We start from the raw sequence: 25,800 nt of genomic DNA, 5'->3' as shown, positions 1-25,800 counted from the left end.
CCGGGCCATGCCCGGCGGAAATGCATCCGGCACCGCGCCAGCCACGCATGGCGTGGCTCTACTGGGTTGTACCGCGCCATCCACGCATGGCGTGGCTCTACCGGGTTGCAGACGCGTGGCATGGCTCTACCGGGTTGCAGTAGAGCCACGCCATGCGTGGATGCCTGTCAGCGGGCCAGCCAGCGGCGGGCCATGCGCTGCATCGATTCGTCCGAGGCCGGATCCGCGGCGACCTCGGCTACCGGGCGCCAGGCCAGGTCCAGCGATTCTTCGCTCAGCACGAAGGCTTCGCCACCCACGGCACGGATCACGAAACGCACGTCGTAGTGCCAGTGCCCGGGCACGTCCTTGCGCTCGGGAATCCAGTGCTTGTCCAGGTCGAAGATCGCCGGGTCATCCAGCACCAGGCCGGTCAGGCCGGATTCCTCTTCCCCTTCCTTCAGCGCCACCCGGGCCAGGTCGCGGTCGCCATCGGCGTGGCCGCCCAGCTGCAGCCAGCGCTGCAGTTTGCGGTGGTGGGTCAGCAGCAGGCGCTGGCCATCGGCACTGACCAGCCAGCAGCTGGCCGTGAAGTGCCCGGCCAGACGTTCACGACAGAAAGGATCTTCGGCATCGTCGATCAATGTGCCGAATTCGGCAGCCAGCGCGTCGTGGGATGGCTCCCATCGGGCGTAGTCCTGCAGCAGCCCACGTAGATGATCGTCAAGCGCGGCAAGGGATTCGGCGGGTTGGTCCATGAATGCGGGGAGATCGGAAAAATACTGCTCATTATCGCCGTTCATTGTTGCGATTGCGCTTGTGCGGTGGCTTCAGCTTTGGCTAAGGTACAGCGGGCCGTTCGCACGGCCTTCACCATTCCAGGCCGCCGGCAACGCATCGGCGGCCCCAATCCGATCATCAGGAAAGTTCTGCATGCTGAAAGCACTGTTGAGGGTCAAGCCGGTCCAGCCGGCCGGGCACGTCGATGCTGGCGAACCCATCGAAGGCAGCCTGGACGGCGAAGCCACGTTGAAACGGACCCTCACGGCGAAACACCTCATCATGCTCGGCATTGGTGCGGTGATCGGCGCAGGCATCTTCGTGCTGACCGGCCAGGCCGCGGCCAACCATGCCGGCCCGGCGGTCATGCTCTCGTTCGTCATCGCCGGCTTCGCCTGCGCGCTGGCGGGCCTGTGCTACGCCGAGTTCGCGGCGATGATGCCGGTCTCCGGCAGCGCCTACTCCTACTCCTACGCCACCCTCGGCGAAGGCATGGCCTGGTTCATCGGCTGGTGCCTGGTGCTGGAATACCTGTTCGCCTCGGCCTCGGTCGCGGTGGGCTGGTCGGCATACCTGATCAGCTTCGTCACCAGCACGCTGAACATGCCCTTCCCGGACGCGCTCAGCGCAGCGCCGATCGCCTGGACCGGCAGCGAGTTCGTGGCCTCCGGCAAGCTGTTCAACCTGCCGGCGGTGCTGATCATCGCGGCGGTGTCGGGCCTGCTGTATGTCGGCGTCACCCAGTCGGCCTTCGTCAACGCGATCATCGTGGCCATCAAGGTCACCGTCATCTGCCTGTTCATCGGCATCGGCGCGGCGCACATCGATCCGGGCAACTGGCACCCCTTCATCCCTGAAAACACCGGCCCGGGCGAGTTCGGCTGGAGCGGCATCTTCCGCGCCGCCACCATCGTGTTCTTCGCCTACATCGGCTTCGATGCGGTCTCCACCGCCGCCGGCGAGACCAAGGACCCCCAGCGCAACATGCCGATCGGCCTGCTCGGCTCGCTGGCCGTGTGCACCATCGTCTACATCATCGTCTGTGCGGTGCTGACCGGCATGATGCCGTACCACCTGCTGGGCACCGACAAGCCGGTGGCCACCGCGCTGGAAGGCTACCCGCAGCTGGCCTGGCTGAAGACCGCGGTCGAGATCGGCGCCATCGCCGGTCTGTCCTCGGTGATCCTGGTGATGATGATGGGCCAGACCCGCATCGCCTACACGATCTCGCGCGACGGCCTGCTGCCGAAGTTCTTCGGCAAGGTCCACGCCCGGTTCCGCACCCCGTACTGGGCCACGATCGTGGTCGGCGTGATCGCCGCGGCGCTGGCCGGCCTGGTGCCGCTGAACGTGCTGGGTGAGCTGGTCTCGATGGGCACCCTGCTGGCCTTCGCCACCGTCTGCATCGGCGTGCTGGTCCTGCGCTACAGCAAGCCGGACCTGCACCGCCCGTTCCGCGTGCCGGCCGTCTGGATCATCTGCCCGCTGGGCGCAGCCACCTGTCTGTTCCTGTTCTGGCAGGCGTTCGTGGTGCATTGGCACCTGTTCGTGGGCTGGACCGTGCTGGGCCTGCTGATCTACCTCGGCTACGGCATTCGCAACAGCAAGCTGGCCAAGTCCTCCTGATGTGCCTACGGGCCGGCCCCTGCGCCGGCCCGTCCGTTTCTCCCCGCGCGCCGGCAGCGGCGCGCTTCGAAAAGATCGACATCCATGTTCAAGCAACTGTGGGCCACCAAGCACCCGCATGCCGCCCATGAAGACGCCAACGGCCTGAGCCTGCGCCGCCACCTCGGCCCGTGGGGCCTGACCGCCCTGGGCATCGGCGCGGTGATCGGCGGCGGCATCTTCGTCATCACCGGCCAGGCTGCGGCCAACCACGCCGGCCCGGCCATCATGCTGTCCTTCGTGCTGGCGGCCATCTGCTGCGCCTTCTGCGCGCTGGCCTACGCCGAGTTCGCCTCGATGGTGCCGGTCTCCGGCAGTGCCTACACCTACACCTACGCCACCTTCGGCGAGCTCTCCGCCTGGTTCATCGGCTGGATGCTGGTGCTGGAGTACGGCGTGTCGGCCTCGGCGGTGGCGGTCAGCTGGACCGGCTACTTCCTCAGCCTGCTCAGCCAGTTCGACATCCATCTACCGGCGTCACTGGTCAGCGCGCCACTGGATGCGCAGCTGCGCCCGACCGGCGCCATCGCCAACCTGCCCGCGGCCGGCCTGGTGCTGCTGCTGACCTGGCTGTGCTACGTCGGCATCAGCAAGTCCTCGGCGATGAACATGGCGATGGTCGTGCTGAAGACCGGCCTGATCATTCTGGTCATCGTGGTCGGCTGGAAGTACGTGGACACCAGCAACTGGACCCCGTTCATCCCCGCCAACGAAGGCCCCGGCAAGTACGGCATGGAAGGCGTGCTGCGCGGCGCGGCGATGGTGTTCTTCGCCTACATCGGCTTCGAGGCGGTGTCGGTGGCGGCGCAGGAATCGAAGAACCCGCAGCGCGACATGCCCTTCGGCATGATGGTGTCGCTGGTGATCTGCACGGTGCTGTACATCGCCATGGCGGCGGTGATGACCGGCCTGGTGCCCTACCCGCTGCTGGGCACCGACGAGCCGGTGGTGACCGCCGTCGCCGCGCACCCGCAGCTCGGTTGGCTGCGCTGGGTGGTCGAAGTCGGCGCCCTGATCGGCCTGTCCTCGGTGGTGCTGGTGATGATCATCGGCCAGCCGCGCATCTTCATGATCATGGGCCGCGACGGCCTGCTGCCGCCGGTGTTCACCAGGATCCACCCGAAGTACCGCACCCCGCACATCAATACGGTCATCACCGGCATCGGCATCGCCCTGCTGGCGGCGCTGTTCCCGCTGGACATCCTGGGCGAACTGACCTCGATGGGCACGTTGATCGCGTTCACGGCGGTGTGCGCGGGCGTGCTGATCCTGCGCCGCACGCAGCCGGACCTGCCGCGTCCGTTCCGCATGCCGATGGCGTGGCTGATCTGCACCCTGGGCGTGCTGAGCTGCCTGGCGCTGCTGTCGGCGATGACGCTGCACAACTGGATGCTGATGGGCGTGTGGACGGTGGTCGGATTCGTGATCTATTTCGGTTACGGGTTCAGGCACAGCCGCCTGCGGGGTCAGTAAGGGGTTTTTGTAGTGCAGGGCCTGCGGCCCTGCACCCGCTGGAGCTGGAGCAACTTCCAGAGCAACGGCTGGGTTGAGGGTTTGGCGGGGAGGCATGGGTTCGCGGGGGACGCCGTGAATCCATCCCTGGAGGCTTGGCCGCGGCATCCATGCCGCGGACACCCCCGCGAACCCATGCCTCCCCACCCCTGACACTCTCCCGGCGCGTCCGGTAGATCCACGCCATGCGTGGATGAATTCGTCCGGGAAAGGAAATTCTCCGGTCGATGAATTCCCTGTAGAGCCGAGCCATGCTCGGCTCCGAGCGAAGCGACCCGCTTCTGCCCTTCCTTCTTCACTCCGTGGCTGGCGCGCACGGAACCTGTCCGTGGACGGGCGGGTGGGTTGTGCAGGGGTGTCCGCGGCATGGATGCCGCGGCCAAGCCCCCAAGGACGGGTTTACGGCGTCCCCTGCACAGCCCACCCGGCCGGCCAACCCAAGGAATCAACCCGAACAACCCGCCACGAGGGGCTCAGCCGTTGGCCGAATCCAGTAAAATCGACCGCATGAACGCCCCCACCTTCCCCTACGACACCGCGCGCCTGAGCGAACTGGCCCAGCTGCTGATCGACAACGTCCGCGAACTGGCCCACGCCGGCTGGACCCCGGCCACCAGCAGCAACTTCTCCCACCGCCTGGACGACCGCCACGCCGCGATCACCGTCTCGGGCAAGGACAAGGGCCGCCTGATCGAGGACGACATCATGGTGGTGGACTTCGACGGCCTGGCCGTCGGCCGCCCGCTGCGTCCGTCCGCCGAGACCCTGCTGCACACCCAGCTGTACCGCCGCTTCCCGGAGATCGGCTGCGTGCTGCACACCCATTCGCCGGTGCAGACCATCGCCTCGCGCCTGTACGCGCCGCAGGGCCACATCCGCATCGAAGGCTACGAGCTGCTGAAGGCCTTCGCCGGCAACAGCACCCACGAAATGGCCATCGACGTGCCGGTGTTCGCCAACACCCAGGACATGAACGTGCTCTCGGCGCAGGTCGATGCCCTGCTCGATACCCAGCCGCTGTGGGGCTACCTGATCGACGGCCACGGCCTGTACGCCTGGGGCCGCGACATGGCCGAAGCGCGCCGCCACATGGAAGCCTTCGAGTTCCTGTTCCACTGCGAACTGGAACTGCGCAAGCTGCGCGGCTGAGCCTGCGCCGGGGTGCAGATTCCAAACCGGAATCTGCCGCCCTTCACCACCCTGTTACCCTGTCTTCCCCCCGAGACGTTCAAGCTGCCGCCATGAGCCGACTGCGCATCTACGACGACACCCGCCCTGAATCGCCGCTGCTGGATACCCAGGACGGCGCGATCATCGCCGCCGAACTGAAGAAGATCGACGTCACTTTCGAACGCTGGCAGGCCACTGCGCCGGTCGCGCCGGGCGCCAGCCAGGACGAAGTGTTTGCCGCCTACCGTGCGGACATCGACCGCCTCGTTGCCGAACACGGCTTCAAGAGCGTGGACGTGGCGTCGATCGCCCCGGACAACCCGAACCGTGCCGAGCTGCGGAAGAAGTTCCTCGACGAGCACTTCCACAAGGAAGACGAGGTGCGCTTCTTCGTCGCAGGCTCGGGCCTGTTCACCCTGCACGTGGATGACAAGGTCTATGAGATCGAGTGCGTGAAGGACGACCTGATCGCCGTGCCCGATGGCACCACCCACTGGTTCGACATGGGTGATGAGCCGAGCTTCGTGGCCATCCGCTTCTTCACCGAGCCGGACGGCTGGGTCGGTCATTTCACCGGCACCGACATCGCGCAGAAATTCCCCCGTTACGTTCCCACCCAGGCGTCCTGATCCATGCAGCCCCGCGTCATCCTGACCGACATCGAAGGCACCACCAGCAGCATCTCGTTCGTCAAGAACGTGCTGTTCCCCTATGCCCGCCAGGCGCTGCCGGCGTTCGTCGCCGAGCACGGCCAGCAGCCCGACGTCCGCCGCTGGCTGGATGCGGTGGCCACCGAGATCGGCGGCGCCTGCCAGGACAGCCTGGTGGCCGAGACGCTGCAGGGCTGGATCGACCAGGATCGCAAGCACACCGCGCTGAAGGCCCTGCAGGGCCTGATCTGGGATGCCGGTTACCGCCGTGGCGACTACACCGCGCACTTCTACCCGGAAGTGGCGCCGGTGCTGAAGGGCTGGCATGCCTCGGGCCTGCCGCTGTATGTGTATTCGTCCGGTTCGGTGCCGGCGCAGAAGCTGTTCTTCGGCTTCAGCGATGCCGGTGACCTGAGCCCGCTGGTGTCGGGCTGGTTCGATACCGAGATCGGCGGCAAGCGCGAGGCGGACAGCTACCGCCGCATCGTGCAGGCGATCGGCGTGCCGGCCGGCGAGATCCTGTTCCTGTCCGACGTGGTGGAAGAACTGGATGCCGCCCGCGAGGCCGGCCTGCAGACGCGCCTGATCGACCGCCTGGACGACTACCCGATGCCGCGCACCGGCCAGGCCGCCAACGGCCACGACCGCGTCGAGAATTTCCAGCAGATCCAGCTGTAACAAGGCAGGAAGGTGTGCGGACCAACGGTCCGCACCCACCGCCAACGGTCCGCACCTACCCGACGGCCCCTCAACGGTCGTTGAGGGTCTTTACCTTCAGGGCTTCTCGCAGCGTCGCCAGGTCCACCGGGCCGCGCACGGCGATGTCGCGCGTCTCGCCGGGCAGCAGGTCCAGCAGGTTGTCTTCCACCTGCACGTCCAGCGCGCCGAAGTCGATCCACGCCGAACGCACGTAGGCAGAACTCTGCAGCCGCAGCCGGTAGTGGTCGCCGTCGATGGCCAGCACCGCCTTCAAAGCCTGCCGCGGCAGCTCCTGGTCCTTCGCTTCGACGAAGCCGACCACCTGGCGTGCGCTCACCCTGCCAGCCTGCACCAGCTCGAACACCGCCACGGTGCGCTTCGGGTCGGCCCCCGCCAGCAGTTCGGCATCGGCGAAGTCGCCGACAGCGGTCACACCGGCAGCGGCCAACGTCACCGGCACCTCGCGACGGCGCAGCACCTTGCCCTCCACGTCCATCACCCGCAGCCGCCAGCGTGCATCCACGGCGGCACCGTCGTTGATCAGGCGCACCTGCGTGCGGCCCTCATCGCGCAGCGCCGCCAGAGTCACCGGCGCGAAGAAGCGGCGCGCGGCGAAGTGCAACGCCTTCCAGCGCCCGTAGTAATCGACGCTGGACCATGAGGCGCCCGGCCACACATCGTTGAGCTGCCAGTACAGCGAGCCCATCGTGTACGGCCGCGAGGCGCGGTGATGAAGCGCCGCCAGCGCGATGCCATCGGCCTGCATCACCTGGCTGAGGTAGACGAAATCCTCGAAATCCTTCGGCGTGCCGTAGCCCAGTGCGATGTAATGCAGCAGCCGGCTGTTGCCCTCGCCCGCCATGAACTTCTGGTGGGCACGGATCACCGGGCTGTCGATGCCCTGCTCGTCGCGGCTGGCGATCTGGTCCACCGTCGCCAGCGACGGCCAGGCCTGCAGGCCATATTCGGACATGAAGCGCGGCGTCTCGCGCAGGTAGGCCTGCACCGGCAGCGCCGGATTGCCCCAGACCTGCCAATAGTGCTTGTCGCCGCGGGTGGAATCGTTGGCCTTTTCGTCCAGGTCGTTGCTGGGCGAACTGGACCAGTACGGCACGCCCAACCCCTCCTCACCCACCACCTGGCGCAGGTCCTTGCCGAACAGATCCACATAGCCCTGCCAGACCCGGGCGGCGAAGGCGGGATCGGCGGCCTTCAGGTCGCGGCCGTGGCCCCAATCCTTCCAGGCCGTCTCTTCTTCGTTGTTGCCACACCACAGCACGATGCTGGGGTGGTGGCGCAACCGGCGCACGTTGTCGCGCGCCTCGGCCACCACGCTGGCGCGGAACGCGGGATCGTAGCCCGGCTGCATGCCGCCACCGAACATGAAGTCCTGCCAGACCAGCAGGCCCAGCTCGTCGGCGATGTCGAAGAACGCATCGTCCTCGTAGTAGCCGCCGCCCCAGTTGCGCAGCATGTTCATGTTGGCGTCGCGCGCGGCGGTCAGCACCTGGCGCAGGCGCGCGGGATCGACACGTGCTGGGAAGGCATCGAACGGTATCACGTTCGCGCCCTTGGCGAAGACCTCCACGCCGTTGATGACGAAGGCGAAGCCCTGCCCGCCCTTGCCATCCTCCTCGCGCCGCAGCTCGACGGTGCGCAGGCCGATGCGCTGCTCGCGCGCCAGCTCGGCGGAACGGCCGCCATCCAGGCGTGCCTGCACGGTGTAACGGTCCTGCGCGCCGTGGCCAACCGGCCACCAGCGCCGCGGATCCGCCAGTTCAACGGGAATCTCGACAGTGTTCGCGCCCGGCTTCAGCAGCACCGTGCGCTGCAGCTGGGCCACGTTGCGGCCCTCCGGGTCGCGCACGTCCACAGCCACTACAGCCGAACCAGCGGCGCTGCCCTGCTCCACCTGCAGCAGCACGGCAAGCTTCGCCTGGCCCGCATCCAGCGCATCGGTGCGCACGGCCAGGTCAGTCAGCCGATGCGCATCCCAGGCCTGCAGGTCGACGCCACGCCAGACGCCAGCAGTGACATAGCGCGGGCCCCAGTCCCAGCCGAAGTGGTAGGCCGGCTTGCGTGCGAAGTTGCCGACCATCGCGTCCTTCGGCTCGTCACCATAGGGCGAGGGATAGTTGCCGGCGATCTTGTGCGGCATCGCCTGCACGCCGGGCAGCAGCGTGCGGATCGGCGAGCGGAACACGACCAGCAGTTCGTTGTCCTTGGCGCGCAGCTGCCCCTCGACACGCGCGTGCCAGGTGCGGTGCGCATTATCCGCACGCAGCAGCGGCCAGCCGTTGAGGGAGACCTCGGCATAGGTATCCAGCCCATCGAAGCGCAGTTCGGCATTGGGCTTGGCCAGGGTGGCCGCATCCACATCGAAGCGCGCGCGGTACTCCCAGTCGGCCAGGCCGATCCATTGCAGATCACCTTCGGACGCGCCCACGTAGGGATCGCGGATCAGGTCGTGGGCCAGCAGGTCGGTGTGCACGCTGCCGGGCACCGTGGCCGTGCGCCACTGCTGCAGGCCCGGATGGCTGGCGCCCTGGGCATCGCCGGGCAACAGGCGGAACTCCCACTGCGCCTGCAGCGGCGCGGCGGCGGCAGGGAATGCAACCGCCACGACCAGCAGCAGGAGCAGACGGACAACGAGGGAAAGACGATGCACGTGATGCTCCTGGTGTTCCGCCGGGCGTGGCCCGGCGCTACCCATTTCCATGCGTCATGCGTTCGGCGAAACGTGCCTCAACGAACGACGTTCAACACTTCGTAGCACGCGCCCATGGTGTGGTAATCCACCTTGCCGGCCGGGCTCTTCTCGTCGCTGTACTTGCGGTTGTCGGCATCGAGGATGCGGAACCACGCGCCGTACTGGTGGTCGACGAAGTGCTCCCACGAGTACGCCCAGATGCGCTCGTACCACTGCCAGTAGCGGTCATCGCCGGTGCGCTTGGCCATCAGCGCGGCGGTGGCCAGCGTCTCGGCCTGCACCCAGAAGTACTTGTCGTCGTCGCAGACGAAGCTGTCGCCACCAATCGGCGCGCCGTCCATGCCCGGCTGGCGGCGCGATTCCGGCGCGAAGCCGTAATACAGGCCACCGCGTGCCTCGTCCCAGCTGCGCTCCACGGCCACATCGAACAGGTGCTGCGCGGTCGGCACCAGCCAGTCGGCCTGCACGTGACGATCCAGGATCAGCAGCAGCTTGGCCCACTCGGTCTGGTGGCCAGGCTGGAAGCCCCACGGGCGGAACAGGTGCTTGGGATTGTCCAGGTTGTAATCCCAGTCAATCTCCCAGTTCACGTCGTAGTGTTCCCAGACCAGGCCACCGGCCTTGGCGGCCTGGCGGCGGGTCATGTTGTCGGCCAGCTGCAGCGCGCGCTCCACATAGCGCTGCTCGCCACTGGCCTCGAACGCAGCCAGCATCGCCTCGCACATATGCATGTTGGCGTTCTGGCCGCGATAGCCGGTGAAGTTCCACTGGCCATCGGCTTCGTCCTTGTAAAGGCCGTGCTGCGGTTCCCAGAAGCGCGCTTCCAGCAGCTGCCAGGTCTCGTCCATCCACGTGCGGGCCTGCTCGACGCCGGCCTTCAGCGCGCAGCTGTAGGCCAGCAGCACGAAGGCCACGCCGTAGCAGTGGTTCATGTCGTCCTCGACCTTGCCATCGCGCAGGGTCCAGGCATAGCCACCGGTGGCCGGGTTGCGGTGCACCTCGCGCAGGTAGCGCACGCCGTGCTCCACCGCCTCGCGGTACTCGGCATTGCCGAATTCGCGGTAGGCCATCGCATAGTTGAAAACGAAGCGCGTGCTGCTCACCAGGTGGCGGTGGCCGGCATCGTAGATGCTGCCGTCATCGCGGAAGTAGTGGAAGAAGCCGCCGTTGGGATCGATGCAGCGCGGGTGGTAGAACGCCATGGTGTCGGCGATGTGCGCACGCAGGAAGGCGGGCGAACGGAAATCGGGCGAGGTGCTCATGCGGAAAGGTCCTGTGCCTGCAGCAGCTGCTGCACTTCAGCGAGCGAGGGCATCGCGGCGAACGCGCCCTTGCGGGTAACGGCCAGCGCGCCGACCGCGGCGCCGAAGCGCAGCGTGGCGGCGATGGCCTGCGGGTCCTGGCAGAACGCGGCGAAACCCGTACCTGCGCCACCGCGCTCCAGCAGGCCGACCAGCACGCCACCGACGAAGGCATCGCCGGCGGCGGTGGTGTCGACCGTGGCGACGTTGAAGCTGGTGACCTGGCCCTGCTGCTCACGGGTGTACCAGTGCAGCGTGGCGGCGCCATCGGTGACGATGACCCAGCGCGCCTGCGCGGCCAGCAGCCGCTGCAGGACCACCTGGTCGCCCTCGGCGCCGTGCGGCGCGGCCAGGTAATCCAGTTCCTCGCGCGACAGCTTGACCAGGTCGGCGCGTTCCAGCGCCTGCCACAGCCACGGCGTCGGATCGACGTCGGCCGGCCACAGCGCCGGGCGCAGGTTGAGGTCCAGGCTGACCACCGCACCGGCGGCGCGGGCGCGGTCCATGCCGGCGAAGGTCGCCTCGGCGATGGCCGGCTCGGTCAGGCTGTTGGAGCAGACGTGGAAGCACTGCGCGTTGTCCAGGCAGGCCGCCTGGAAATCGCTGTCACGGAACAGCAGGTCGGCCGCCGGCGGGCGGTAGAAGCTGAAGCTGCGCTCGCCCGCGGCATCCAGCGCGACGAAGGCCAGCGCGGTCTTGGCCGCGTCGGTACGCACGATGTAGTCCGTGCCGACGCCGTGCTCGACCAGGCTCTCGGCCAGGAAGTCACCGAACATGTCGCGGCCGAGCATGCCGACGAACTGGGTCTTCGCCCCCAGCCGCGCAGCGGCCACGGCGACGTTGGCCGGCGCACCGCCGGCGTACTGCAGGAACGCGCGCGGGGTGTCGGCCGAGGCCGGCGGCTGCGCTAGTAGATCGATCAAAATTTCGCCGAAGCAGACAATGGCACCCATTTCCGACTCAGCCTCCCTGCGTTGCGGAAGCCGGCGTACGTGCGCCGACCAGACCGTAGAAGATGATGTAGCCGTAGCACAGCAGCGGCAGGATGAAGCTGGCCTGCACACCGATGTGGTCCGCCAGCACGCCCTGCAGGTACGGCACCACGGCGCCACCGACGATGGCCATGATCAGCAGGCTGGAACCCTTGTTGGTCAGCGGGCCCAGGCGCTCGATGCTGAGCGCGAAGATGGTCGGGAACATGATCGAGTTGAACAGGCCGATCGCCACCACCGAGTACAGCGCGACGCTGCCGGAGGTCATCATCGTGGTGGCCAGCAGGGCCACGTTGACCAGTGCGAAGATCGCCAGCAGGCGGCTGGGCGAGAAGCGCGCCAGCAGGGCCGAACCGGCGAAACGACCGATCATCGCCATCGTCCAGTAAGCCGACACGTAGTGCGTCGCCTGCTGTTCGCTGAAGCCGCCGATGCTCGGCATCGACAGATAGTTGACCAGGAAGCTGCCGATCGACACTTCCGCGCCGACGTAGAAGAAGATGCCCAGCACGCCCAGCAGCAGGTGGCGCTTGCGCAGTGCATCGAAGTAGCTGTGGTGATGGCCCTGGTCGGCCTGTTCGGTCGCATCGCTCAGCGCCGGCAGGCGGAACAGGAACACGAACAGCGCCAGCAGCACCAGCGCTACCGCAAGGCCCACGTACGGACCCTGCACGGCCTGCGCCTCGGCGACGCGGTAAGCCAGCTGCTCGGCGGCCGGCAGCGCGTTCAGTTCATCGGCGCTCTTGACCGTGTTGGACAGGATCAGCATGCCACCGAAGATCGGCGCGATGGCTGTGCCCAGCGAGTTCAGCGCCTGCGCCAGGGTCAGGCGGCTGGAGCTGGTCTGTTCCGGGCCCAGCAGCGCCACGTAGGGGTTGGCAGCGACCTGCAGCACGGTGATGCCGGTGGCCAGCACGAACAGCGCGCCGAGGAAGGCGCCATACACGCGCAGCTCGGCCGCCGGCCAGAAGCCCAGCGCGCCGATGCCGGCAATGACCAGACCGGCAACGATGCCCTTCTTGTAACCCAGCGCGGCGACCAGGCGGCCCGCCGGCAGCGACATCAGGAAGTAGGTGCCGAAGAAGGTGAACTGCACCAGCATCGCCTTGGCGTAGTTCAGTTCGAACACCGCCTTCAGGTGCGGGATCAGGATGTCATTGAGGCAGGTCAGGAAGCCCCACATGAAGAAGATGGTGGTAACCACGGCCAGTGCCTTGCCGTTGGTGACGGCCGGTGCGTTGCCGGGGGAACCCGATGGGCGGGGCGTTGCGGAGATCGGCATGCGGTTCGCGCCTCGATGCGCGGAAGGTCGTTGTTGCGTGGAAGGAGTGTGCGTTGAAAAGGATCAGTTCGGGCGGGCGGCGCTGCTTTCGCGGATGCGCAGCTGCACCGGGGCGACCGTGCGCTGCGGCGGCGCATCCGGGTCATCCAGGCGCTGCAGCAGCAGTGCGGCGGCCTGCCGGCCACGCTCGCGCGGGTCGGCGGTCAGGGTGGTCAGCGGCGGCACCGCCACCGACGCTTCGGAAATGTCATCGAACCCGGTAACCGCGAAATCGCCGCCGGGGCGGATGCCGCGCGAGTTCAGGCCCAGCATCAGGCCCAGCGCGACCGTGTCGTTGTAGCAGACCGCCGCGCTCGGCCGGTGGCCATCGACGAACAGCTCGTCGGTGCGGGCGGCTGCCTCCAGGCGGTTCGGCGCCGATTCGATCATCCAGCCCGGCGGCAGCGTCAGCCCGGCCTCGGCCAGCGCCTGCTGGAAACCGGCGCGGCGCTGGTGGCACGAGCTGGAATCGGCATGGCCGCCGAAGAAGGCGATCTGGCGGTGGCCGCGTTCGATCAGGTGGCGGGTGGCGAGGTAGGCACCGTGCTGGTTGTCCAGGGTCAGGAAGTCCCAGTCGGCGCCGTCAAGCTCACGGTTGAACAGCAGCACGTTGGCGTTGGCGCCCAGCGCCTGCCGCACCAGGGAGGCGTCGCTGCCTTCGGCTGGCGACAGGATCAGGCCGGCCGGGGTGTGCTCCATCAGCGTGGACAGCACCGCCTGCTGGCGCTCGGGCGATTCGCCGGTGCTGCCCAGCAGGGTCACGTAGCCGCGCCCACCCAGTGCCTCGTCCACGCCGGACGCGAATTCGGCGAAGAACGGGTTGGACAGATCGTTGATGACCAGCGCGATGCTTGACGAGGTGCGACGGCGCAGGTTGGCCGCCGCACGGTTGTAGACATAACGCTGGCGGCGCAGTTCGGCCTCGACCTTGGCCCGGGTATCGACGTTGACCAGCGGGCTGCCGCGCAGCACCAGCGACACGGTCGCGCGCGAAACGCCGATGGCACGGGCGATGTCGGTGACCGTCACTGCCTTGCCGGAACGCTTGCTGGAACTGCCGCCGTTGTCGTTCATCGTCTTCCCGGACTCCGCTGGAGCCTCAAGCCTAATGGATCGTGACCACATCGTGCCGTGCCGTTCGCTGGGTTGCCTCGAACGGCACAGCACACATCATCGCAGCTGGCTGCCTGGTGCAGCGCACCAGGAGACCGGCAGATCGGCCACGGCGGTGCCCCAGCCCTGGGTCGGCGCCTTGCCATCCAGGGCGAAACGCAGGCGCGGGCCCTGCTGCAGGCGGCTCCAGTCCAGCCACACCGGCGCATGCGCCTGGCCATCGACCTGCACGCCCTGCACGTACTGCAGGCGGCGGCCGTCGGCGCCCGGCGCGTCGATGCGCAGGGTGCGGCCATTGCCCATGTCCACTTCCACCTTGGCAAAGCGCGGAGTGTGCAGCAGGAACTCGCCGCTGCCCGGCACCGCCGGGTACATGCCGATCGCGCTGAACAGGTACCAGGCCGACATCGTGCCCAGGTCGTCATTGCCGGTCACGCCGTTGGGCGCGTTGGTGAACAGCTGCTGCGCGGCACGCAGCACGTTGGCGGTCTTCCACGGCTGGCCGATCAGGGTGTACAGCCAGGGCGAATGCAGGTCCGGCTCGTTGTTCGGGTTGTAGCGGAACTGGTTGTAGTAGCTGTACGGCCCCACCACCCACTCCTTGCGGGCGGCATTGAGCGGATCGGCCTCCAGCGCATCCATCGCGAAGAAGGCATCGAGGCGGCGGCCGGCCTGTTCGCGGCCATCCATCGCTTCGACCAGGCCCGGCACGTCCTGCTGCGCCAGCCACTGGTACTGCCATGCGGTGCCTTCATGGAAACCATGCTGCGAACGCGGGCTGTAATGGCCGTCGGCCGGGGTGTACCACTGGCCGTCCTCGGTGCGCGGGCGCGGGAAGCCGGTGAAGCCGGTCTCGGCGTCACGCACCTGCGGGTCCCACACCTTGTGCCAGTTGCGGCCGCGTTCGCGCAGCGTCGCCGCATCCTGGGCGTGGCCGAGGCCATCGGCCATCTGCGAAAGCGCGCAGTCGGCCACCGCATATTCCAGCGTGGCCGAACCACCGTGATGCGGGTCGACGTCCATGCCCTTGGAGGGGAAGGCACGGTCGTAGGCCACGTAACCCTTGTCCAGGTAGGTCGGGTTGCCCGAACGGCCGGCCATGCGCGAGTTCAGCGGCGGCGTACCGAAGGCATTGCGGCGCAGCGCATCCCAGGCCTGCGATTCACGGCCCTTGAGCGCACCGAAGCGCCACAGGTCGACCATGAAGGGCGTGACCGGGTCGCCGGTCATGATGTTGGTTTCGAAGTTGGCGTAGCCCCAGCGCGGCAGCCAGCCGCCCTGCTCGTCGATGGCCAGCAGGGTGCGGCCGATGTCGCGTGCCACGTCCGGGCGGGTCAGCGCCAGCCACTGGTTCTGCGCGCGGTAGGTATCCCACAGCGAGAAGTACTCGTAGTAGGTCCAGCCATCGGCGCGGTGGATGCCATCGTCGTAGCCGCGGTAGCGGCCGTCGGCATCGCTGCCGGTGAGCGGCTGCAGCAGCGCGTGGTACATCGCGCTGTAGAAGACGGTGCGGTCATCGCCGCTGCCGCCCTGCACGCGCACGCGCGCCAGCTGCTCGCGCCAGGCCTGCTGGGACAGCGAACGCATTCTGTCGAAACCGATCAGCGCCCCACCCTGCATGCCCTCGGCGCGCAGGTTGGTACGTGCGCCTTCTGCATCGACGTGCGAGATCGCACTCACCGCAGTGACCGACTGGCCCTTGGCCAGGTCGAAGGTGAGCCAGGCGCCGTTCGGCTTCTGCTCGCCTTCCATGCTGTGCCGCGCGTTGGGCAGGCCACCGGTTTCGCCCCAGGTGCCATGCGCCTTGAACGGACGGTCGAACTCGACGCGGAACCAGGTGGTGTACTGGTGGCCACCGCAGAAGCTCTTGGTGACCAGCTTGCCTTCCACCACGCGGTCGCCGACCACATCGACCACGCTGCCGATGACCGAGTGGCGCTCGTTGGCCTGGCCGACGTTGATCATCACGTGGCCGTCGCCACTGCGCTGGCTGAAGGTATAGCGCTCGGCCGCGGCACGCGTGCGCGCGGTGGCTTCGGCATCGATGCCGCCGTAGCTGGTCAGGCGCACCTTGTAATAGCCGGCCTGGCCGACCTCGCCATCATGCGTGTAGGTGGAGGCGTAGGCCTTGTGGTCGAACTGCTTGGGGTTGCCGGTATCGAAATCGCCGCCCGGGCCGATGCTGCCGGTGACCGGCAGGATCGAGACCTGGCCGCCCTGCTCCCAGCAACCGGCGCCGGACAGGAACGAGTGGCCGAAGCCGCGGATCTTGTCGTCGTCGTAGCGCCAGCCCGAGTAGTGGCTGCCGATCGGGCTGACCTGGATCAGGCCGAAGGGTGCCGAGGCACCCGGGAAGGTGTTGCCGTCATCCTTGCTGCCGATGAAGGTGTTGACCTCGCGCTCCAGCGCGGCCGGTGCGGCCTGCAGCCAGGGCGTGACGGCCAGTGCCAGCAGGCAGGCGACGCGGGCCAGCGGGCGGTGGGACAGGGCCGGCGAGCGGCGGGCAGACAGACGGCGGGACAACCTGGTCACGGACAGGACTCCTTGGCGGCAGGGCGGCAGCGAAGCGCCGGCCGCGGTGGTCGAACGCCTCGTTTCCATCGGTACAAATCCGCACCCCGGCGGATTTAGATCGATTGAAGTAAAGCAGGGAGCGCCCATCCATGCATTCTGCGCCGCAGCAAAAAAGGTTTTTTTTCTTGCAGGGCTTGCAGTCCTGCACCTGCTCAATGCAACGGCAACAGCCAGAGCCGGAGCAACGGCAGAAGCTGGTTTCCTGTGGGTAGGCGGGGTGGGTCCGGTTGAGGGGGACGCCGTAAACCCCCCTCCGGGGTCCGGCCCAGCCGCTGGCGGCTGTGCGTTCGGGCGCTTGCGAAGCAGTGCTTCGCAAGCAAAGCGCCCTCACCCATGGGGGCTTGGTCGCCGCATCCATGCGGCTCACACCCCTGCCACCGGACCCACCCCGCCTTCGACAGTTTCCTGCGATCTGCCGGAGCTCGGGGTCGGATCCCGTTGCTACGCAACGGGCTCTGACCCCAGATGAATTTCGTTATCTGACAGATTTCGTCGACGGTCGACGAATGAAGTGATGTACCAACCGTCACCAGGAAACTGTCGGGGGCGGGGCGGTGTGGGCTGGCAGGACCGCAGGCGCCATGGATGGCGCCTACGAGCCCCCAGGGATGGGTTTACGGCGTGTCCTGCCAGCCCACACCGCCCCGCCCAACTCACAGCAAGCCAGAGCCGCCTTTGATCTTGCTTCGGCTTCGGCTTGAAGCAGGTGCAGGGCTGCAAGCCCTGCCGAACCACCCTCCCCCTTTGCGCATGTAAACGATTCCAGCGCATTTCAGCGAATCATCATTCGGCAGACACGTCACTGCAATATTGCGCAGCAGCATGCGCAACCCCTCCAGCCATGCTAAAAATCGCCCCGCCATCGCTTAGATCGATCCAAGCGAATTCAGGGATGGCCCGGAGTTGGGGACCGGAACAGCACGTACCCGAGCACCAGCGCGCCGCCCCAGGCAGCCGCGCGGCTTAGCAAAAATCGGCATCACAGATTAGATCGATTCAAGTTCCGCGTCAGTCACCGGATCAATCCAAGAGAGGGAGAGATGGCAATGAAGCATTCAACTCGTAAGCACGGTCGCGACACCTTGTCGCTCGCCGTCGCGCTGGCCCTGGCCGCAGCCGTCGCGCCGACCGGCGCCGCTGCCCAGCAGGCCACCGCACAGCCGACCACCGGCGGTACCGATGCCACCACCCTGGACAGCGTCCAGGTCACCGGCTACCGCTACGCGATCGAAAAGAGCCTGCAGCAGAAGCGCGACGCCAACGCCGTGGTCGAAGTGATCACCGCCGAGGACGTCGGCAAGTTCCCCGACAAGAACGTCGCCGATTCGCTGCAGCGCGTGCCCGGCGTGGTCATCACCCGCGATGGCGGCGAAGGCAAGAGCGTCAGCGTGCGCGGCCTCGATCCGGACCTGACCCTGACCCAGTTGAACGGCAACTACATCGCCACCTCCGAAACCAACGATGAGGCCAGCCGTTCGTTCAACTACACCCTGCTGCCGTCGAACATGCTGTCCAGCGCCGAGCTGTTCAAGTCGCCGGAAGCACGCATCGACGAGGGCGGCATCGGCGGCACGGTCATCCTGCACACCCGCCGTCCGCTGGAGATGGAATCCAACTCCGGCTACGTGACCCTGGAAGGCGTGTCTTCCGATACCCACCAGGACGTTGATCCGCAGGCGTCGGCGCTGTACTCCTGGCACAGCAAGGACGAGCGCTTCGGCGTGCTGGTCGGCGTGACCCAGCAGAAGCGCACCAGCCGCACCATGGAAGTGAGCACCGAGAACTACCAGTGGTACGGCACCGACGTCGACGCGCGTGATGTCAACGGCAACGCCCTCACCCAGGGCGGCATCAACTACTGGTGGGGCAACTCCGGCTTCAACGACCAGTTCGGGCACAACTACAGCGACTTCTTCATGCCCACCTCGGTGAACTTTGCCGTGAAGGAAGAGGAGCGCGAGCGCAAGGGCGGCCAGCTGACGTTCCAGTTCAAGCCGGTCGACAACCTGACCCTGACCGCCAACTACTTCCGCTTCGAGCTGGACGGCAACTATGTGCAGAACATGCTCAAGGTGCCCGAGTGGAACATGGCGCGCTACAACGGCGATGGCAACTGGGCCGGCGGCCGCCTGCTCAACGGCCTGACCTTCGACCCCAGCGGCACCGTGGTCACCGGCGCGCAGTTCGAGAAGCTGCCGGGCAAGGCCTATTACTGCAGTGAAGACGAAGCCGCGGCCGCCGGCCTGGCCCCGGGTGGCTGGGGTCCGGATGACTGCACCATTCCGACCCCGCAGCTGACCGGCAGCTACAGCCGTGAAAAGGCGCTGTCGCAGACTGCCGACCTGACCATCGACTGGGACATCAGCCCGCTGTGGAAGGCCTCCTTCAGCGGCGGTCGCACGTGGTCCGAAGGTGGCCCGTCGATGAACTTCCGCATGTCGGCCAAGCCGCGTCGCCGCGTCAATGGCGTGTGGGAATCCGGCAACCAGTACACCGCATGGGACCTGACCGGCACCCCGACGCTGACCGTCTCGCCGAACCTGCAGGAGGTGCTGATGAACGGCATCGCCGAGGTCGACACCGGCTCCACTGATTCGTCGTGGATGCAGACCGAGGTCAAGCAGAACCACTTCCAGGCCGACGTCACCAAGATGTTCGAAAGCGGCTGGCTGGACTCGATCCAGTTCGGCGCCAAGTACCGTGACGGCAAGGTCCACCGCAACACCGGCAACACCTACTGGGTGTGCCAGGGCGCCGATCCGGCTGACTACGACAGCCGTTACCAGGCAGGCTGCGACAGCACGGCCGGCATCGCCCAGCCGGGCTTCTTCCTGTCCAACCCGATCACCGGCATCGCCGGCGGCCTCAATGCCAATGTGTTCCCGGGCATCAACTACCCGGCCTACATCGATTACCTGAACACCACCTACGGCCAGTCGCACAACCGCGTCGAAGACGACTTCGTCTACAACGTCAACGAGAAGATCTACTCGGGCTACTTCCAGGCCAACTTCCGTACCGAGCGCCTGCGCGGCAACGTCGGCGTGCGCGTGGTGCGTACCGAGCAGTTCGCCCAGTCCAGCGATTCGATCGAGCGCTTCAACGACTACTTCCTGGACAACGCCTCCGGCGCACCGATGTCCTGCGATGATCCGGCAGCAGCGGCCTACCCGACCTACGGCTGCGAAAGCGGCTTCGTGCGCCTGCCCGACAACCTGGCCCGCGAGAAGACCTACGAGCTGATAGGTTCGGACCGCACCTACACCGACGTGCTGCCCAGCTTCAACATCGCCTGGGACATCACCGACACGCTGGTCCTGCGTGGCGCGGCATCGAAGGTGGTGGCTCGCCCGAGCTACACCAGCATCGCCGCACCCGGCAGCCTGAGCTACTACAGCCCCGAGTACGTCAATGACCGTCGCGTCGCCGGCGGCGCACCGACCGAAGGCTGGGCCGGCAGCGGCAGCAACAAGAACCTCGAAGCCTTCAAGGCCACCCAGTACGACCTCGGCGTGGAGTGGTACTTCATGCCGGGCGCCGTCGCCGGTGTCGGCCTGTTCCGCAAGGACATCAGCAACTTCACCGTGCCGATCGTGCGTGACGTGCAGATGGAAGTCGGCGGCGACATGGTGACGGTGCAGAACTACAGCACCCAGGCCAACGGTCGTGACGCGGTGTCGCAGGGCGTGGAAGTCTACGGCCAGTACACCTTCGACTTCGGCCTGGGCGTGCAGGCCAACTACACCTACAACGACACCAACCTGGCCTCGATCGAGCTCAACGGCGAGAACCTCGGCGCCTCGCCGCTGGTGGGCAGCGCCAAGAACCAGGCCAACCTGACGGTGTTCTACGAAACCGACCGGTTCCTGGCCCGTGCTTCGTACAACCGTCGTGGTGAAGTGGTCGGCGGCCTGGTCAATGGCATGACCCAGTACAGCGAACCGTACGACCAGCTGGATCTGAACGTGGCGTACAACTTCACCGAAGCGCTGACCTTCACCGCCTCGGTGCTCAACGCCACCAAGTCCGAGCAGCGCATCTACCTGGGCAGCGACACCCAGTCCCGCCTGATCTCCAACCTGTACTCGGGCCGCCAGATCTACTTCGGCGCGACCTACAAGTTCTAAGCCGGCACCTGGGGTCGGAGCCCTTCTGCGAAGGGATCCGACCCCGCACAACGGTCCTCCACGGCAGCCACGCTTTTACAGGTGGCTGCCGTTTTTTGTAGAGGCGCAGGTTTCTGCACTCAGAACGTGAACACATACTCCAGCGCGAACTCGCGCCCCACGGCACCCAGCAGTCGGGTCGGCGCGAAGTCGTAGTCCGCCTTGTAGGGATCCTTGTGGTTCCAGCTGGCCGCATTGAATGCGTTGTTGACGTACGCGTTGATCTTCATGTGCTCGGTCACCTGGTAACCCACGTTGAAGTTCCAGGTGATGAACGGCCCTACCCGCCCGTAGTAGCGCGAGGTCTGCTGGCCTGCGTTGGGATTGGGGTTGGCCGAGCCGTCAGGCCGGGTCAACGGCTCCAGGCAGTTCAACGACGGGCTGTCGCTGGGCACATAGCCATCGGCGAACGGCAGGCACCCCCCGGGGTTGTCCAGGCGGTCGGTGCCCCAGTGGTAACGCACGCCCGGCACCGAACCCACGCGGTCTGCGTAGACATTGGCGTTCCAGTTGCCATGCTGCCAACCCAGGCTGGCGCGCAGCTTGCTGCGCAGGTCGCGGTCACGACGCTCGGGATTGGGATCGTTGGCGTAACGCTGCTCCTTGGTCGAGAGCTGGTTGGTGTAGTTCACCCCAAGCTGGAAGCTCCCCCAAGCGGCGGTTTCCAGGCGGTAGCGCGCGGTCAGGTCAATGCCTCGGACCTCACGGCTGGCCAGGTTGAAGGGCCCGCGCTCGATGGAAACCAGGCGCCCATTGCTGTCGCGGTTCACGCGCGCAAGGATGCCCGCGCAGTATTCTCCACCGGCCGGGTTCGACCAGGGCGTGCCGTCGATGTTCCTGCCGGTCAGGCAGCCGGCCTCACTGGCCAGCACTTCGTCGGCGCCCACGTCGACGATCATGTCCTGAAGCTTGATCGCCCAGTAGTCGGCACTGACCGACAGATTCGGCAGCACATCCCAGACAAAGCCCACGGTCCAGGAATCACCGGTTTCAGAACGCAACAGCGGCGTGCCGCGGCGGTTCACATCGAACGCGTACCAGACATCGGGATTGCCCGCGCCGCACTCGTTGACCAGGTAGGCGCCACTTTCAATGCAGCGCAGCCGATCATAGGTCAGCACCTGCGAACTGCTGGGCTGGCCCAGCAGGTAGTGCATGTCCGGGGCGTGGAAGCTGGTGGCATAGGAACCTCGCACCAGCAGCGACTCGAACGGCCGCCACTCCAGGCCCGCATTCCAGGTGGTTTCCTTCTGGCTGCCGATGCTCACTGCGTCGGCGCTGTCATCGGCCTTGTAGCTGCCATAGCGGTCGTAGCGCGCCGCAGCGGTAGCGATCAGGCTGTCGGCCAGTGGAATCTTGAACTCCACGCCTGCCGAATAGCGCGTGCGCTCGCCACCGCCACGATCGACGTTCTGCAGGTCGAAGTCGATGCCGGCGCGTGGGTCGGGGCTGAGGTGATAGCCCTGCCGCGCAACTTCCGCCACCGCCGCGAACGATACCGGTCCGGCCCAGCCCTGGAACAGTTCGCCGGTGATATCCGCCGAAGCCTGGCTGACCCACGACGAGGCATGATTACGCGCCACCGTACCCATCTGCCAATACTCGTCGGGGGTGATCGGGTTCCACCAGCGCGATTCGTTCAAGGCATAGATCGCTTCCCCGTCGGCGGTTGTACCCAGCCGCGGGCCCAGGAAGAAGTCATACGACTTCTGCTCATCCACCACGTTCTGCCGCTCTTCCACGCGGTAGTAGGAACGCCCCACCGACGCGCTCCAGTCGAAACGGTCAGCCAATCGACCGCGCAGGCCGGCGCTGACATCCCAGGACAATTCGCGGTTGGTATTGCGCAGGGTGTCCAGGCCGCCGACCTCGTTGGGGGTGAACTGGCGCACGCCCAGAATCGGGCGATCGCGGTTGGCATCCCAGTAGTAGCCGTTGGCATCGTCGACGAGGGTGACGCTGGGCGGATTGGTGCCCCACAACGCTTCGGAACGGTAGACGGCCAGATTGCTCCAGGCCTGCAGATCGTTGCCGAAGTCGAACGTGGCATACAGGTTGCCGGAGAGGTTCTCCGAGCCACCGGTCAGCAGCCAGTTGGCGTAGTCGGCGCTCATGCCGCACAGGCGCCCCGTGTTCGTCACGGTATTGGCGTTGTAGTTGTAGACCAGGCGATCAGCGGTGTAGTACTCGCCGTCGAACTTCTCGCAGGTTCCAGTGGGGGGTGCCAGGCGCTCTCCGGTGCCGGGGTCGATGAGCGCCAGGCCGGCCGTGGGTCGGAACCCGACCTTGCGCTGCTCCATGTTCCAGGACGGATACGGCGCATCGTCGGCATCGTCCATCTGCGGCCGGTCCCGGCCGAACAGCGGATCGCGCTTGGTGTACTGCAGCGCATAGGTCACGCTCCAGTGGTCGCCAGTCTTGCCGCCGGCCCAGGAAAGATCCCAGGTGTCCCGGCCGCCTTCGGTGGACGTGCCGCCACGCACGCGCACTTCATCACCGTCGTAGTTGGTCTTGAGGATGACGTTGACCACGCCGGCGATCGCATCCGAACCGTAGATGGCCGAGGCGCCACCGGTCAGCACTTCGATGCGCTCCACTGCGGCGGCGGGAATGTTGCTGTAGTTGGAGAAGTTGGTCTCGCCGCCATAGGGCAGCGGGTAGTCGGCCACGCGCCGACCGTTGACCAGCAGCAGGGTCCGGTTCGGGCCCATGCCACGCAGGTTCAGGCCGCTGGCATTGGGCGTGTGCGAGCCCCACTGCGACGCTGCTTCTACGGTGCCGGTTGCTTCGGTCAGCGTCTTCAACGCGTCGTAGACGGTGACGAAGCCTTCCTTCTGGATCTGCTGTGCGGAGATCACGTTGACCGGGGCCGGGCCTTCGACACTGGCGCGCTTGATGCGCGAGCCGGTGACGGTGACCGCGTCCAGATCCTTGGTGGCGGACGCACTGTCGGCGTCCTGTGCACTGGCCGCCAGCGGCAGCAGGGCCAGCAACAGGGCCTGGGACAACAGATGACGACGGTTACGGACGGACTGAGCCATGGGCGGTTGCTCTTCGTTGGTGTGGGCGCGCGGATGCGAGGAACAGCGGCACTGCAGAGACGTCGACCCAGGGCACTTGCATCGATCCATACCGGATCCGCGCCCTCCCCTGTGGATCGATCCAAACTAAAGCATGGCTGAACGAGGCTTGGCATCCCGCGGCGCAGCAATGCACACCGCGCAGTCGTAAACGACCGTACGTCTATCGAAGAATCAATGATTTGCGATGCACGGGTGTGCGGCGACGGCACAACGAGGTGACACGATCACGACATATACGCGCGGAACGCATTTGTCCGCGTCCAGCGCATCCGGCCATCCGGGGTCAGAGCCCTTCTGCGAAGGGATCCGACCCCGTCCTTGGCGCTCAGCCGTCCAGTGCCTTGCGCAATGCCGCCACGGTGGCGGTGCTGGTCTGGCTCCAGTCCGGGTCCAGGCCGCGCAGCACCGGGTTCTGGAACTGCATGTCCGAGCGCCGCAGGCCCTTGGCAGAGGCGTGCAGTTCTGTGCAGCCCGTGTGTCGGGCAATCGCGGCGATGTTGGCCGGGCCCAGGCCGGCACCGGCCATCACACTGATGCGCCCCGCCGCCTGGGTGACCAGCCCGGCCAGCACCTTGCTGCCGGCCTCCGCGCTGACCTGCCCGCCCGACGTCAGCACGCGCTGGCAGCCGAGGCCGATCACCTGCTCCAGCGCCGCGCACAGATCGCGGGTGGCATCGAAAGCGCGATGGAACGTGACCTGCAGCGGCCCAGCGGCCTGCACCAGCTCGCGGCACAGCGGCAGGTCGATGTCACCCTGCGCATCCAGCGCACCCACCACCACGCCATCGCAGCCCAGTGCGCGGCACTGCGCGATGTCACGCAGCATCAGCTCGGTTTCCAGTGCGTCGTAGTGGAAATCGCCGGCACGCGGACGCACCAGCACGAACAGCGGAATGGTCAGCCGCTCGCGGGCAATGGCGATGCTGGCAAAGGACGGCGTGGTGCCGCCCTCGGCGAGGTTGTCGAACAGTTCGATGCGGTCGGCACCACCGGCCTGCGCGGCAAGTGCCGAGGCCACCGAGTTGCTGGCGATCTCCAACCCCAGGCGCACGCTCATGCCTGGGTGCTCGTGTAGATCGACGGCGAATCGCGCAGGTCGTCCTGGCGCTGCGCATCGCACACCGCGTAGACGAAGCCGCGATGCAACGCGTACGCGCCGACTTCGCCCTGCTTGTTCATCGCCAGGAAGCAGACCTGCAGCGTCTTGCTCGCCTCGGGGCGCTTGCGCACCACCCGGTCGATGGCCTCGCGGCAGGCCTGGGCCGGCGTGCGCCCCTGGCGCATCAGCTCGACCACCAGGAACGAGGCCGCGTTGCGGATCATTTCCTCGCCCACGCCCGAGGCCGTCGCCGCGCCAACCTCGTTGTCCACGTACAGGCCGGCACCGATGATCGGGCTGTCGCCGACGCGGCCGTGCAGCTTCCAGGCCATGCCACTGGTGGTGCAGGCGCCGGCGAGGTTGCCCTTGGCGTCCAGCGCCAGCATGCCGATGGTGTCGTGGTTGTCGCTGTTGCCGGGGATGCCGCGGCGCTCGGCGTTGATCTGCGGCTGGTACTTCTCGGTCTTCAGCCACGCGCGCCAGGCCGCCTCGGCCTGCGGCGTCAGCAGGTGCTGGCGCTCGAAGCCCTGCTGCACCGCGAACTGCTGCGCGCCCTCGCCCACCAGCAGCACGTGCGGGCTGTTCTCCATCACTTTGCGGGCCACCGACACCGGGTGCAGGATGTCCACCAGCGCGGCGACCGCACCGCAGCGACCATCGCCGTCCATGATGCTCGCGTCCAGGCTCAGCACGCCGTCACGATCCGGGTTGCCGCAATGGCCGACGGTGGGATTGCACAGCTCGCTCTCGGCCCAGCGCGCACCGGCTTCAACCGCATCCAGCGCGCTGCCCCCGTTGGCCAGGACCTTCCATGCCGCCTGGTTGGCCGGCACGCCGAAATCCCAGGTTGAAACGACCTTCGCTCCGCCCTGCGCGCGCGCCTGCACGCTCGGCAATGCCGCCATGCCCGCGGCCAGTGCTCCGGCCTGAAGGAACTGCCTGCGATCCACCATGTCCGCCTCCGTCGTCCGTTCGGCCGTCGGCAG

The 25,800-nt window shown here is 66.8% G+C and carries 16 protein-coding genes; 6 read left to right on the top strand and 10 right to left on the bottom strand.

What is annotated here, in order from left to right; all coding sequences use genetic code 11:
• Positions 1 to 167: 167 nt before the first annotated feature.
• Positions 168 to 782, bottom strand: coding sequence for an NUDIX hydrolase (locus tag C1925_RS09910; RefSeq protein ID WP_108768723.1), 615 nt, complete (start codon positions 780 to 782; stop codon positions 168 to 170).
• A gap of 130 nt (positions 783 to 912) precedes the next feature.
• On the opposite strand from C1925_RS09910, the gene C1925_RS09905 reads away from it, so the two are divergent.
• The 5 genes from C1925_RS09905 (at position 913) to mtnC (ending at position 6,434) form a co-directional block, all read left to right on the top strand.
• The gene (locus C1925_RS09905; protein WP_108768722.1) at positions 913 to 2,385 is read left to right on the top strand and encodes an amino acid permease; all 1,473 of its coding nucleotides are present in this window, start codon (positions 913 to 915) and stop codon (positions 2,383 to 2,385) included.
• An 84-nt stretch (positions 2,386 to 2,469) separates the two neighbouring features.
• Positions 2,470 to 3,897, top strand: a complete 1,428-nt coding sequence (locus C1925_RS09900; RefSeq protein WP_108768721.1) for an amino acid permease — start codon at positions 2,470 to 2,472, stop codon at positions 3,895 to 3,897.
• A gap of 546 nt (positions 3,898 to 4,443) precedes the next feature.
• On the top strand, positions 4,444 to 5,085 hold the full coding sequence (locus C1925_RS09895) for a methylthioribulose 1-phosphate dehydratase (protein WP_108770673.1): 642 nt from the start codon (positions 4,444 to 4,446) through the stop codon (positions 5,083 to 5,085).
• A gap of 92 nt (positions 5,086 to 5,177) precedes the next feature.
• Positions 5,178 to 5,735, top strand: coding sequence for an acireductone dioxygenase (locus C1925_RS09890; RefSeq protein WP_108768720.1), 558 nt, complete (start codon positions 5,178 to 5,180; stop codon positions 5,733 to 5,735).
• A gap of 3 nt (positions 5,736 to 5,738) precedes the next feature.
• Entirely contained in the window at positions 5,739 to 6,434 is a 696-nt protein-coding gene (mtnC, locus tag C1925_RS09885) for an acireductone synthase (RefSeq protein WP_108768719.1), read from the top strand.
• A 70-nt stretch (positions 6,435 to 6,504) separates the two neighbouring features.
• Here the strand turns inward: mtnC and C1925_RS09880 are convergent, their stop codons facing one another.
• The 6 genes from C1925_RS09880 to C1925_RS09855 all read right to left on the bottom strand — a co-directional run bounded on the left by C1925_RS09880 (position 6,505) and on the right by C1925_RS09855 (position 16,403).
• Entirely contained in the window at positions 6,505 to 9,123 is a 2,619-nt protein-coding gene (locus C1925_RS09880) for a glycoside hydrolase family 2 protein (RefSeq protein ID WP_108768718.1), read from the bottom strand.
• 77 nt (positions 9,124 to 9,200) lie between these two features.
• Positions 9,201 to 10,427, bottom strand: coding sequence for an AGE family epimerase/isomerase (locus tag C1925_RS09875; protein WP_108768717.1), 1,227 nt, complete (start codon positions 10,425 to 10,427; stop codon positions 9,201 to 9,203).
• Positions 10,424 to 11,419, bottom strand: coding sequence for a carbohydrate kinase (locus tag C1925_RS09870; RefSeq protein WP_108768716.1), 996 nt, complete (start codon positions 11,417 to 11,419; stop codon positions 10,424 to 10,426). The genes C1925_RS09875 and C1925_RS09870 overlap by 4 nt, the downstream gene beginning before the upstream one ends.
• Before the next feature lie 7 nt (positions 11,420 to 11,426).
• Positions 11,427 to 12,740 (bottom strand): L-fucose:H+ symporter permease, encoded by a 1,314-nt coding sequence (gene fucP / locus C1925_RS09865; RefSeq protein ID WP_108768715.1) that lies wholly within the window; start codon positions 12,738 to 12,740, stop codon positions 11,427 to 11,429.
• Between the two features lie 63 nt (positions 12,741 to 12,803).
• Complete coding sequence (locus tag C1925_RS09860) at positions 12,804 to 13,853, bottom strand: LacI family DNA-binding transcriptional regulator (protein ID WP_108768714.1); 1,050 nt, start codon at positions 13,851 to 13,853, stop codon at positions 12,804 to 12,806.
• A 96-nt stretch (positions 13,854 to 13,949) separates the two neighbouring features.
• Positions 13,950 to 16,403, bottom strand: coding sequence for a GH92 family glycosyl hydrolase (locus C1925_RS09855; protein WP_108770672.1), 2,454 nt, complete (start codon positions 16,401 to 16,403; stop codon positions 13,950 to 13,952).
• A 1,103-nt stretch (positions 16,404 to 17,506) separates the two neighbouring features.
• Here C1925_RS09855 and C1925_RS09845 point away from each other — a divergent pair.
• Complete coding sequence (locus C1925_RS09845; RefSeq protein ID WP_108768712.1) at positions 17,507 to 20,593, top strand: TonB-dependent receptor; 3,087 nt, start codon at positions 17,507 to 17,509, stop codon at positions 20,591 to 20,593.
• A gap of 119 nt (positions 20,594 to 20,712) precedes the next feature.
• On the opposite strand, the gene C1925_RS09840 is transcribed toward C1925_RS09845, so the two are convergent.
• From C1925_RS09840 to C1925_RS09830, 3 genes are all read right to left on the bottom strand, one after another.
• Positions 20,713 to 23,673 carry a TonB-dependent receptor gene (locus C1925_RS09840; RefSeq protein WP_108768711.1) on the bottom strand — a complete coding sequence of 987 codons (2,961 nt, stop codon included), beginning with the start codon at positions 23,671 to 23,673 and terminating at the stop codon, positions 20,713 to 20,715.
• A 367-nt stretch (positions 23,674 to 24,040) separates the two neighbouring features.
• Positions 24,041 to 24,772, bottom strand: coding sequence for a copper homeostasis protein CutC (locus tag C1925_RS09835; RefSeq protein WP_108768710.1), 732 nt, complete (start codon positions 24,770 to 24,772; stop codon positions 24,041 to 24,043).
• The gene (locus tag C1925_RS09830; protein ID WP_108768709.1) at positions 24,769 to 25,767 is read right to left on the bottom strand and encodes a N(4)-(beta-N-acetylglucosaminyl)-L-asparaginase; all 999 of its coding nucleotides are present in this window, start codon (positions 25,765 to 25,767) and stop codon (positions 24,769 to 24,771) included. The genes C1925_RS09835 and C1925_RS09830 overlap by 4 nt, the downstream gene beginning before the upstream one ends.
• Between the last annotated feature and the right edge of the window lie 33 nt (positions 25,768 to 25,800).

Origin of the sequence: Stenotrophomonas sp. SAU14A_NAIMI4_5 (genome assembly GCF_003086795.1) — a bacterium.
Classification (GTDB): domain Bacteria; phylum Pseudomonadota; class Gammaproteobacteria; order Xanthomonadales; family Xanthomonadaceae; genus Stenotrophomonas.
This window is presented reverse-complemented; position numbering and strand designations above follow the sequence as displayed.